Source organism: Amnibacterium sp., assembly GCF_025463795.1.
Lineage (GTDB): Bacteria > Actinomycetota > Actinomycetes > Actinomycetales > Microbacteriaceae > Amnibacterium.
On sequence record NZ_JAODBE010000146.1, the window covers coordinates 1 to 10,991 of the forward strand.

The 10,991-nt window shown below is 74.3% G+C and carries 12 protein-coding genes and 1 pseudogene; all 13 read right to left on the minus strand.

Features of this window, described 5'->3' with window-relative positions:
• On the minus strand, positions 1-257 hold a 257-nt coding region (locus JWQ92_RS12590; RefSeq protein WP_297344805.1), incomplete at its 3' end, for a site-specific integrase.
• Between the two features lie 19 nt (positions 258-276).
• Positions 277-1,131, minus strand: coding sequence for a metallophosphoesterase (locus JWQ92_RS12595; protein WP_297344806.1), 855 nt, complete (start codon positions 1,129-1,131; stop codon positions 277-279).
• A 32-nt stretch (positions 1,132-1,163) separates the two neighbouring features.
• A complete protein-coding gene (locus JWQ92_RS12600) occupies positions 1,164-3,074 on the minus strand; it encodes a serine/threonine-protein kinase (RefSeq protein WP_297344807.1) in 1,911 nt (636 codons plus the stop codon).
• 93 nt (positions 3,075-3,167) lie between these two features.
• The gene (locus tag JWQ92_RS12605; protein ID WP_297344808.1) at positions 3,168-3,401 is read right to left on the minus strand and encodes a hypothetical protein; all 234 of its coding nucleotides are present in this window, start codon (positions 3,399-3,401) and stop codon (positions 3,168-3,170) included.
• Between the two features lie 27 nt (positions 3,402-3,428).
• Positions 3,429-4,604 carry a DNA-processing protein DprA gene (gene dprA, locus JWQ92_RS12610; RefSeq protein WP_297344809.1) on the minus strand — a complete coding sequence of 392 codons (1,176 nt, stop codon included), beginning with the start codon at positions 4,602-4,604 and terminating at the stop codon, positions 3,429-3,431.
• A complete protein-coding gene (locus tag JWQ92_RS12615) occupies positions 4,601-6,139 on the minus strand; it encodes a YifB family Mg chelatase-like AAA ATPase (protein ID WP_297344810.1) in 1,539 nt (512 codons plus the stop codon). The genes dprA and JWQ92_RS12615 overlap by 4 nt, the downstream gene beginning before the upstream one ends.
• Positions 6,136-6,495, minus strand: a complete 360-nt coding sequence (locus tag JWQ92_RS12620) for a YraN family protein (protein WP_297344811.1) — start codon at positions 6,493-6,495, stop codon at positions 6,136-6,138. The genes JWQ92_RS12615 and JWQ92_RS12620 overlap by 4 nt, the downstream gene beginning before the upstream one ends.
• Positions 6,496-6,704: 209 nt before the next feature.
• On the minus strand, positions 6,705-7,925 hold the full coding sequence (locus tag JWQ92_RS12625) for an MFS transporter (RefSeq protein WP_297344812.1): 1,221 nt from the start codon (positions 7,923-7,925) through the stop codon (positions 6,705-6,707).
• 262 nt (positions 7,926-8,187) lie between these two features.
• Positions 8,188-8,511, minus strand: coding sequence for a DUF2469 domain-containing protein (locus JWQ92_RS12630; protein WP_297344813.1), 324 nt, complete (start codon positions 8,509-8,511; stop codon positions 8,188-8,190).
• A gap of 10 nt (positions 8,512-8,521) precedes the next feature.
• A complete protein-coding gene (locus JWQ92_RS12635; protein WP_297344814.1) occupies positions 8,522-9,211 on the minus strand; it encodes a ribonuclease HII in 690 nt (229 codons plus the stop codon).
• Entirely contained in the window at positions 9,208-9,873 is a 666-nt protein-coding gene (lepB, locus tag JWQ92_RS12640) for a signal peptidase I (protein ID WP_297344816.1), read from the minus strand. The genes JWQ92_RS12635 and lepB overlap by 4 nt, the downstream gene beginning before the upstream one ends.
• Positions 9,874-10,079: 206 nt before the next feature.
• Positions 10,080-10,430 carry a 50S ribosomal protein L19 gene (gene rplS / locus JWQ92_RS12645; RefSeq protein ID WP_297344815.1) on the minus strand — a complete coding sequence of 117 codons (351 nt, stop codon included), beginning with the start codon at positions 10,428-10,430 and terminating at the stop codon, positions 10,080-10,082.
• Between the two features lie 263 nt (positions 10,431-10,693).
• Positions 10,694-10,991: pseudogene (locus tag JWQ92_RS12650) on the minus strand (hypothetical protein); the annotation flags it as partial.

Below are 10,991 nucleotides of genomic sequence, written 5' to 3' on the forward strand. Positions count from 1 at the left end.
AGCCAGGCCGTGAGGCTGCGGGCGGCGGCGGCCCGGCGGGCGAGGGTCGCCCGGGCGAGGCCCGCGGTGCTCGCGGCCCACAGCCAGTCGCGGAGCAGCTCCAGGTCGAGGGCCGCGGCCTCGACGACGTCGCGCTCGCCGGCGAACCTGACGAGGTCCGCGAGGTCGGAGCCGTACGAGCCGACGGTGTGTGCGGAGTAGCCGCGTTCGTCCTCGAGGTGCGCGCGATGCGCCTCGATCGCGTCGCTCAGCAGCACGCGACCAGGATGCGCCCGCTCAGCGCTCGACGTCGACGCCCATGCCGTCGAAGGCCGCATCCGGCGTGGTGGTGAGGATCTGCTCGCCCCCGGCGGGCAGCAGCGAGTAGCCCACGCGGCCGTCGTCGTAGCAGGTGAGCACGCCGACCGCCCTGCCGCCGTCGAGTCCCGCGACGCCGCCCCCGGGCCCCCGAAGCGCGATCGTGTACGCGGTCGCGGGAGCGACGAAGACCGGGATCCCGGCGAAGACGCTCGTCGTCGCGTAGTGGAGGTGGCCGCCGAGCACGGCCCGCACGTCGGTGCCCTTGATCGCGGCGGCGAGCCGATCCTGCCCGGTGAGGTGCAGCCGTTGCAGCCCCGTCACCTCCACCGGAACGGGCGGATGGTGCAGCGCGAGCAGGCTGCCGTGCTCCGCGGGCTCGCGGAGCACCTCGCGGAGGCGGTCGAGCTGGTCGTCGTCGAGGCCGCCCTCGACGTGCCGCGGGATCGAGGTGTCGAGCAGCACGACCCGCAGCCCCGCCACGTCGACGACGGCGTCGATCGGCTCGTCCGAGGGGGCCAGCCCGAGCAGGTGGTCGCGCATGGCCACGCGGTCGTCGTGGTTGCCGGGCACCGTGAGCACGCGCCACCCGGTGCGGGCGACCGCGGCGTCGATGGCGTTCCGGGCGGCGAGGTAGGCGTCCGCCTCCCCCTCGTCCGCGACGTCGCCCGTGTGGATCACGGCGTCGAGGGGCACGCCGCTCGCCTCCAGGCCGCCGAGCGCCGCGGCGAACGTCTCCGTCACGGGAACGCGCCCGTGCAGCAGCCCGGATGCCGTGAAGTGGCTGTCGCTGACGTGGCCGATGCGATGGGTCGCGGTGGGCTCCCGGCTCATGTCGGCCACGATAGCCAGGGGGCCCGACGGCCTCAGCCCGTGTGCTGGTCGTCGATCTTCAGCACGCCGCCCTGCCGGACGAGCCGGAAGGTGTCGTGCTCGACCGTGCGCGTCCCGTCGTCGGCGACGTACGTGAGAGTCGCGCTGGCCCGATCCGGCGCCTCGCCCTGGACGGCGCTGACCGTGACGCTGCGGTAGCCGCCCCAGAACGAGTCGAAGTAGGCCCGGCCCTGGGCGTGGCCCTGCTGGAACGACGGCGTCAGCCGGTTCCAGGCGGCGTCGGTGTTCCCCGGGAGCAGGGCGAAGTAGTTGCGGAGCGCACCGGCGAGCTGGCCGCTCGTGGGGGTTCCGGAGACCGGCGCGCTCGTGGCCGTCGGGCTCGGGCTGGGAGCGGCGGTGGCGGTCGGCGTCGGGCTCGGCGACGGGCTCGGGGAGGCGGCCGTGGGGCTCGGGCTCAGGCTCGGGCCGGCGGACGTGGGCGCCGGTGACGAGGGCGCGGTCGAGTGCGCGGGCGGCGCGCTCGTCGCGGGCGCGGTGCCGTGGGACGACGCGAGCAGCACGCCGCCGGCGATCAGGGCGGCGAGCACGAGCAGGATCACCACGACGAGGACCGCGATGAGCCCCGTGCGGCGCGGGCGATCCTCCACGGGTGCCTCGTCGCCGGGCGCGTCGAGTGGCACCGCCACGGCGGGTTCCGGTGGTGCCGGCACACCGAGCACGGGCGTCCGGGGCGTCGGCTCCGGTGCGCCTGTGGGCTCCTCGACGGCGAGCGGGACGGGCGTCGGGGCCGACTCGTCCTCCTCCGCCTCCGGCCCTGCCTCGTCGCCGGGCTCGGACTCGGGTCCGGGTTCCAGGACCTCCGCTTGCTGCAGCGCGTCCCCCGGCTCCGGTTCGGGTTCGGGCTCGTCGGCGAGCGCCTCCGGGTCGGGGTCCGGCTCCTCGTCCGCGTCCTGGTCGACCTCGGCCGACGGTTCCGGTTCCGTGGGCGGCACGGCGGCGGCCGCGACAGCGGCCGCCGCGACGGGCAGGACGGCCGTCGGGCGGCTCTCCTCGTCCCAGGCCGCAGTCTCGTCCGGTTCGGTGTCGCGCCCCGGGCGCAGCCGGGTCGTCGGCTCGGATTCGGCCGAGTTGCGCAGCTGGTCGAGGCGTGCGGCGACCTGGCTCATCGGCGGCCGCCGGCCGGGCTCGGCCGCGAGCATGTCGAGAAGGAGCGGCGTGAGGGCTCCGGCGTGCCGCGGCGGCGCGAAGTCGCCCATCGCGACGCGGTGCAGCACCGCGATGGAGTTCGCGTCGGCGCCGAACGGCGGCGCGCCTTCGACCGCTGCGTAGAGCGTTGAGCCGAGCGAGAAGACGTCCGACGCGAAGGACGAGTCGTCGCCGCGGGCGACCTCCGGCGCGAGATAGGCCGGGGTGCCGTGCACCAGGCCGGTGGACGTGAGCGTCGTGTCCCCGAGCGCCCGCGAGATACCGAAGTCGCTGATGAGGGCGCGCCCGTCCTCGTCGAGCAGCACGTTCCCCGGCTTGATGTCGCGATGCACGATGCCCAGTCGGTGCGCCGCCGCGAGGGCCGACGCGACCTGAGCACCGATCCGGGCCGCCTCCCGGGGCGGCAGCGGCCCGTCGTCGTGCAGCAGGGCCGACAGCGGCGTGGACGGCACGTACTGCATGACCAGGCACGGCTGCCCGTCCTGCTCGACCGCGTCGAACACGGGGACCGCGTTCGGATGGTGCAGGCGGGCGGCGATGCGAGCCTCGCGCATCGCCCGGTTCTTGGCGGTCTCGGCCTCCTCGTCCGAGACGCCGGGCTGGGTGCGCAGCTGCTTGACGGCCACGGGCCGCTCGAGCAGCTCGTCCCAGCCCTCCCAGACGACGCCCATGCCGCCGGCGGCGATGACCCGGACGAGGCGGTAGCGCTCGCTGAGGAGTGTGTGCGGCGCGTCCACCGGTGCACTCCCCCCGCTTGATCGGTCAGCGAGCGGCCCGAGCCTAGGGCCGCAGACCTGGGAGCGCATGGGAGTGTCGCACGACGAGCGACCTCAGACCGCGTCGCGGAACGCTGCGGCAGCGCCGCGCTCGTCCTCCTGCCGCACCTCGACGAACGCGTCGAACGCCGTGACGTGCATGGCCTCGTCGTAGGCGGCCATCGCTGCGGCGATCGCCCGGCCCGCGGTCCCCGCGCGTCGCGCCCGTCGCCCCGCCAGGGCGAGCAGGGCCATCCCGCCGAGAACGGCCGCCACGGCGAGGACGGCGACCCCGGCGCTCTCCACCATGCGGCGCAGCCTAGGCGCGCCGCCTCGTCAGCGTCCCCGTCGCCAGCCGCCGTCGGGCGTCTGCACCGCGCCGCCCCCGAGGGCGAGCAGGGCGAGCACCGATGCGGTCTCGCCGGTACTGAGCCCGGCGCGGCGGGCGACGTCGTCGAGCCGGCGCGTCCTCGCGCCGAGCGCGTCGAGCACGCGGCGCTCGGCCGGGTCGGCGGGCGGCTCGAGCCCGTCGAGCGGCACCTCGGTCGTCGCGTCGGCGACGAGCTCGGCCATGTCGGCCGCGTCGCGCACGCAGACCGCGTCGTACTCGCGCAGCAGCCGGTGGCAGCCCGCGGAGGTCGCGGAGTAGACGGAGCCGGGCACGGCCCCGAGCGGACGGCCGAGCGCGGCGGCGTGCCCCGCCGTGTTGAGGGATCCCGACCGCGCTCCCGCCTCGAGCACGACGGTCGCACGGCTCGCCGCGGCGATCAACCTGTTCCGCTGGAGGAACCGCCATTTCGTGGGCGCGAAGCCGCAGGGCAGCTCGGCGAGCACGGCGCCCTCGGCCGCGATCCGTCGCAGCAGCTGCTCGTGGCCGCTCGGGTAGAACCGGTCGAGCCCGCCCGCCAGCACGGCGACGGTGGTGCCGCCGCTCGCGAGCGCAGCCCGATGGGCGGCGCCGTCGATCCCGTACGCGGCGCCGGACAGCACCGAGAAGCCGCGGTCGGCGAGCCCGGCGGCGGCGTCGGCCGCGACGCGCTCCCCGTACCCCGTGGCGGCCCTGGCCCCCACCAGGGCGATCGAGCGACGAAGGGACCGGACGGCGTCCGGGTCGCCGAGGCACCAGAGCGCGAGCGGGGCGTGCACACGGAGATCGTCGAGGCCCTCCGGCCACACGTCGTCGCCGGGCAGCAGCAACCGGATGCCGAGGTGCGCGGCGTTCCGGAAGACTCGGAGCGAGACGTCGGGGTCGAACCGAGGTCGCCAGCGATCGAACGCCTCGAGCAGCTCCCGCCGGCCGCCGGGCGGCACGCCGCCGCCGAGGACCGCGAGCGCGTCGGCGGCGCCGAACGCGGCGAGGAACGCGCCCGCGACGCCGTCGCCCGGCTCGGCGATGCCGGTCCAGGCACCCAGGGCGAACACCTCCGCGAGGCGGTCGTCCTCGACGTCCGCCCGGACTCCGTCCACCGCCGCACGGAGGACGGCCTCGCCGAACCCCGGGGTGGCGCTCACCGGACCGCTCCCCGCAGCGTCAAGGCGGTGCCGAGCTCCCGACGGCCGGGGCGGACCACGCCCGCGAGGTCGGCGACGGTCCACGCGAGCCGCAGGGTGCGGTCATACCCGCGCATGGTCAGGGTGCCCCGTTCCAGCGCGAGGTCGAGCGGTTGCCGCACGTCGGGCGGCAGGCGGCGGTCGCCGGCGCGCCACCACGGGCCCGGGACCTCGCCGTTCACCCGCCACGGCGTCCCCGTGAGCCGGGCGACGGCCCGTTCCCGCGCCGCCAGGACGCGAGCGCGCGCCGACGCCGTGTCGAGCCCCGGCCGCTCGTCCCGCAACCGCAGCTGCGCCGCGGAGACGCGATCGACGCGGAGCCGGATGTCGACCCGGTCGAGCAACGGCCCCGAGAGCCGGTCGAGGTAGCGGCGGCGCGACGCGGCCGGGCAGGTGCAGGCGCCGTCCACGCTGCCGAACTGACCGCACGGGCACGGGTTCGCGGCCATCACGAGCTGGAACCGACCGGGGAAGCGTGCCGTCACGGCAGCGCGCTCCACCGTGATCTCGCCGGACTCCAGCGGCTGGCGGAGCGCGTCGAGCGCTGCCGCGGAGAACTCGGGCGCCTCGTCGAGGAACAGCACACCACCGGACGCGCGCGCCGCAGCGCCCGGACGGATCCAGCTGCTGCCGCCGCCGACGATGGCGGCTGCGGTCGCGGTGTGGTGTGGGGCCTGCCACGGCGGCCGTCGCCGAAGACCGCCCGGCACCGCTTCACCGGCGAGCGACGCGACGCAGGTCGCCTCGAGCGCCGCCGACTCGTCGAGATCGGGCAGCAGCCCAGGCAGACGGGCCGCCAGCATCGTCTTGCCGGCGCCCGGTGGTCCGACGAGCAGCACGTGATGGGCGCCGGCAGCGGCGACCAGCATCGCCTCGACCGCCTCGGGGTTGCCGACCACCTCGGCGAGCTCGGGCGCGGGCGGCTCCCCCGCGGCGACCGCCCGGTCCGGCACCGGCTCGACGGGCACCGACTCGAGCTCGGCACCGTGCGCGATGGCGAGCTCCCGGAGGCTGGGCACGGCGACGACCCGCACCCCTGAGACGAGCGAGGCCTCGGCCTCGTTCGCCGTCGGCACCACGACCGTGCGCCGGCCGTTCGCGCGGGCGGCGAGCACGGACGGCAGCACGCCGGGGACGGGGCGCAGCCGTCCGTCGAGGCCGAGCTCACCGAGATGCACGACTCCGTCGACCGCTGCGGGCGCGATCACGCCCTGCGTGACGAGCACGGCGACCGCGATGCCGAGGTCGAACGCGGAGCCGTGCTTCGGCAGCGCGGCCGGCGACAGGTTGACGGTGAGGTGCCGGCTCGGCATCTCGAACCCCGAGTGCTCGATCGCGCTGCGCACCCGCACCTGAGCCTCGCGGAGAGCGGCATCGGGCAGCCCGACGAGCTTGAGGCCCGGCTTCTGGTTGGTGAGCGCGGCCTCGATGTCGACGAGCCGGCCGGTCAGCCCGAGCAGCGCCACCGCCGTCGCCCTACCGGGCGTGCCGATCACGCGGCGGCCCGCAGGTGATCGATGCTCGCCGGCGCGCGAACCGGCACGAGCACACCGACGAGATCGATGCGGGAGGTGGCGAAGCGGACGGCCGGATGCGCGCGTCGCCAGGCGCCCGCGAGCACGCAGAGCCGGGTGAGCTTCGCATCCGTCACGCCCTCGAGCGGGTCGCCGAAGGCGCGGCTGCGCCGGGTCTTCACCTCGACGACCACGAGCTCGCCGTCGTCGAGCGCGACGATGTCGATCTCCCCGGCGGGACAGCGCCAGTTGCGATCGAGGATGCGCCACCCGAGGCGCATCAGATGGTCGGCGGCGAGCTGCTCGCCGAGCCGCCCCAGGTCGTCCTTCGTGCTCACGACGCGCAGCATGCGACGACCCGGCCGCAGTCGGTGGACGGCCGACGTCACCGACGCCCCCGAAGCCGAGGCGGATCGCCTGGGGAGGAGCGGATGTGCGTGTCTTCCGGTGTTCAGGCCGGTCTGCGCCGGGACGCGGCATGAGCCCACCCATGTCGACCCGGGCCGGCCGACCCGCTGATGCGCCGATGGACCGGATCGGTCGGCCGTCAGTCGGCGACGGCGAGCCGCCGGGCGCCGAAGCGCCGCAGCTCGGGCGCGAACGCGAGCGCGAGCCCTGCCGCCAGGAAGAGGATCGTCGCGACGGGCAGCGCGGGGAGGCCGGCGGTGCCGAGCAGCAGCGATCCGAGCAGCGCGCCGCCGCCGATCCCGGCGTTGAAGGCCGTCGTCTGGAGCGCGCCGGCGACGTCCCGCGTCCGGGGCGACGCCGTGCGCATCATCCGGGTCTGCAGCAGCGCCGGCACGCCCCCGAACGCGACGCCCCACACCGCGAACGCGACGAGCTCGACCGGCGTGCTGCGCACCGCGAGTGCGAGGACCAGCACCGAAGCCATCACGACGAGCACCATCGCCACGAACCCGCGCTTCGGGAGCCGGTCGGCCACGAAGCCGGCGAGCACCAGCCCGACGGCACCGGCGCCGCCGAACAGGAACAGCAGCATCGGCACCGACGCCGCCGGCAGGTGCGCGGCACCCACCAGCCACGGCGCCACGTAGGTCGAGAGAGTGTTCTGGCCGATCATCAGCGTGAGGATGGCCGCGCAGAGCAGGATCACGCCGCGCATCGACCGGTCGTTCCGCAGCGGCAGCGGGATCTCCCCGGTCGCGAGCGGCTGGCGGTGCTGCACGGGCGGCAGGAAGAGCAGCACCACGAGGGCGAGCACGAGCACGATCCCGCCGATCAGCAGGAACGCCGCCCGCCAGCCGAGCGCGCGCCCGATCGCCGTGCCGACCGGCACACCGAGGACGAACGCCGCGGATGCGCCGGCGGAGGTGATCGCGATGGCGCGGCCGAGCCGCTTGCCCGCGACGAGGTAGGACGGATAGGTGGCGACGACGCCCCAGAACAGGCCGTGCGCGGCGCCGCCGAGGATCCGCGCCCCGACGAGCACGCCGAACGTCGGGGCGAGTCCGGCCAGCACGTTCGCGACGGCGATCACCGCGAGCACGACGATCACCAGGCGTTTCCGTGAGAAGCGCCTCGTGAGGGTCGTGAGGGTCGTGGTGGCCGCGACGACGGTGCCGGCGAAGATCGCGACGAGCAGGCCCGTGGTCGCCACGCCCACCCCGAGCCCGGCCGCCATGTCGGGCAGCAGGCCGGTGGGCAGGAACTCGCTCGTCACCGACACGAAGATCGCGCCCGCGAGGGTCAGCAGGCCGACCCACGGGAACGGCGGGAGGACGGAGGGCGAGGACGCACGCGCGGACACGGAGCACCGATCGGAGTCGAGGGTGGCGACCGGGCATCCGGCCGAGGCGCTCTGCAGCGCGGGAAGGTGACGCCGTCGTCGGCATCCATTGAAGCGGACGGACCGGGCCCGACACGCCGTCCATGCCGGCCCGTGGGCCGACACGCCGCCCCGCTCCGAGCACTTCAGCAGGGCGAATGGGCTTCAGCAGGACGAGAACGGCCGATTCGTCCTGCCGGACCGAGATGGTCCTGCTGACGTGCTGACGTGCCCGGGAGCGGGACTACTCGTCGAGCGCGAGCTCCTGGGGCAGCTCCAGCTCCTTGGCGGACAGCTCCTCGACGTTGACGTCCTTGAAGGTGAGCACGCGCACGCTCTTCACGAAGCGGTCGGCTCGGTACACGTCCCAGACCCACACGTCGTGCATCTGCAGCTCGAAGTAGAAGTCGTGCTCGGTGTCCCTGCGGGTGAGCTCGACCTCGTTCGCGAGGTAGAAGCGCCGCTCGGTCTCGACGACGTACTTGAACTGGCTGACCACGTCGCGGTACTCGCGATACAGGGCCAGCTCGACCTCGCGGTCGTAGTCCTCGATCTCGTCGTCGTCCATCGCGCCAAGTCTACGGTCGCAGGACCGGCTCGTCGGGCTGCTCACGCGCATCCTCGGGAACGCCGTGCAGCCAGGTGGTGCGGTGCCAGTCGCACGGGCCGTGCTCGCGGATGGCGGCGTAGTGGCCGCGGGAGGCGTAGCCCTTGTTGCTCCGCCAGCCGTAGATCGGGTGCTGCTCGTGCCGCTCGATCATGAGCCCGTCGCGGTGCACCTTCGCCAGCACGGACGCGGCCGACACGGTCGCGCAGTCGCGGTCCGCCTTGATCCTCGTCACGACGCGGGGCCGTGCCACGACACCCAGGGCCACGAGGCCGGGCGTGAGGTAGTCCCAGTTGCCGTCGAGCACCACCACGGCGCCGTCCAGCGCCGTACCGAGCGCGACGAGCGCGCGGGCGCCGGCGAGCCCGAGCGCCCGGGTGAGGCCCTGCCCGTCGATCTCCGCGTTGGTGGCGAGCCCGACGGCGGAGGCGGCCGCCCAGTCCGCGACACGCGGAGCGAGGGCGACCCGGACGGGCTCGGGCAGCAGCTTCGAGTCGCGCAGACCCGGCGGGATGCGCTTCCGGCTCGGATCCAGCACCGCGACGCCGACCCCGAGCGGGCCCGCGATCGCACCGCGCCCGACCTCGTCGCAGCCGATCACGACGGTCGCGGTCTCGGCCAGCGACCGCTCGAGTGCGAGGCCCGGCGGACGACCGCTCATCCGCCGTTCTTCCCGACCCCGGCGAAGGTGTCGGGGTAGTTCGAGAGCACGGACCAGCGCCCGAGGGGCCAGGAGATGACGAACGCCCGGCCGACGACGTCCTTGATCGGCACGAAGCCGTGGTCGCGCTGGTCCGTGTTGTAGCGGGAGTCCTTCGAGTTGTAGCGGTTGTCGCCCATCACCCAGAGATCGTCCGAGGGCACGACCACGTCGAACGGCGTGCCGGAAGCGGCGGTCGTGCCCGGCTGATGCAGCACGTAGGGCTCGTCGAGCGGGGTGCCGTTGACGCTCATCTGGCCGAGCGCGTTGCAGCACGTGACATGGTCGCCCGGCAAGCCGATCACCCGCTTGATCAGGTGATCGTTCGCGTCCTGCGCGGAGAGGCCGACGAGCGAGAGCAACTGGTCGGCCGCGGCGGCGATCGGTCCCTGCGGGGGCGCGACCGCGGTCTCGAGCCATCCCCCGGGGTCCTTGAACACGACGACGTCGCCCCGCTGAAGCGGTATCACGCCGGGCACCAGCTCGTCGACGAGGATGCGGTCGTTGACCTGCAGCGTGTTCTCCATCGACTCGGACGGGATGTAGAACGAGCGGACGAGGAAGGTCTTGATCAGGAACGACGCGACGACCGCCACGACGACGATCACGACGAGATCCCGCAGGAACGCGCCGGCGCCGCGGTTGCGGTTGCGCTTCCGATCGGCCCGGCGAGGGCGCCGCTCCGCGACGGTCTGCGGAGGGCTGTCGGTCACGATCCGGGCCTCCCTGGCACGCGAGGACGGTCCGTGCCGCGGGCCAGTGTACGTCGCGGCTCGAACTGGGCCGTCAGGCGGAGCGGCGCGGCCGCCCCACCCGATCGGACGCGGCGTCAGGCGTCGCGCTTCTCGCGGATCTTCGCCTTCTTGCCGCGGAGACCGCGGAGGTAGTACAGCTTCGCGCGACGGACGTCACCGCGGGTGACGACCTCGATGTGGTCGAGAACCGGCGAGTGCACCGGGAAGGTGCGCTCGACGCCGACCTGGAAGCTGATCTTGCGGACCGTGAAGGTCTCGCGGACGCCCTCGCCGTGACGGCGGATGACGACGCCCTGGAAGACCTGGACGCGGCTGCGGTTGCCTTCGACGATGTTGACGTGCACCTTGACGGTGTCGCCGGGGCGGAAGTCCGGGACGTCGGTGCGCAGCGATGCTGCGTCGACCTGGTCGAGAAGGTTGGTCATGGGAGATTCACTTCCTGCAGCCGCCACAGGTCGACTGCTCGTCGTCGGCCGGCACGCATCGGCGCCCGACCGGGAGATGTCAGAGAGAAGGCCGCGGAAGAAGCTGGTTCCCCTGCGGCAGAACCGGCCGCGGCACGATCGTCAATTCTGTCACAGCGCGACGGAATCCTGCAACGCGCGAGGATTCCGGCCCCGGTGCGGTCGAAATGCCGCTTGATGTCCTGATCCGGCCCGAATGAGAACACCAACAGGCAATTCGAGGATCAGCGGGGCGGCTCGGAAGGCCGGATCACGAGGTATTCGCCCGCGTCGAGGGGCGCCTGCTTCGCCCCCGGAGTGCCAGAGGGGACGGCACCGCGCTGGATCGTCTCGAACACCCGGCGGACGCGCTTGCGCGTCTCCTGCACGAGCTGCCAGGCGACGCTCGCGAACGCGGCGATCCCCAGGGCGACCGAGAGTGCGGCGAACGCCCCGGTGGCGGGCCCGAAGAACCCGGCGGCGATCACCGCGACGTGCCAAGCGCCCGCGACACCGACGTCCAGCCACGATGCCGTCCGCGTG

Excerpts from the sequence above, each read along its gene's own strand:
- JWQ92_RS12605 (WP_297344808.1), bottom strand. The coding sequence starts at position 3,401 with ATGGTGGAGAGCGCCGGGGTCGCCGTCCTCGCCGTGGCGGCCGTTCTC.
- JWQ92_RS12635 (WP_297344814.1), bottom strand. The coding sequence starts at position 9,211 with ATGAGCGGTCGTCCGCCGGGCCTCGCACTCGAGCGGTCGCTGGCCGAG.
- JWQ92_RS12595 (WP_297344806.1), bottom strand. The coding sequence starts at position 1,131 with ATGAGCCGGGAGCCCACCGCGACCCATCGCATCGGCCACGTCAGCGAC.
- rplS (WP_297344815.1), bottom strand. The coding sequence starts at position 10,430 with ATGACCAACCTTCTCGACCAGGTCGACGCAGCATCGCTGCGCACCGAC.
- JWQ92_RS12630 (WP_297344813.1), bottom strand. The coding sequence starts at position 8,511 with ATGGACGACGACGAGATCGAGGACTACGACCGCGAGGTCGAGCTGGCC.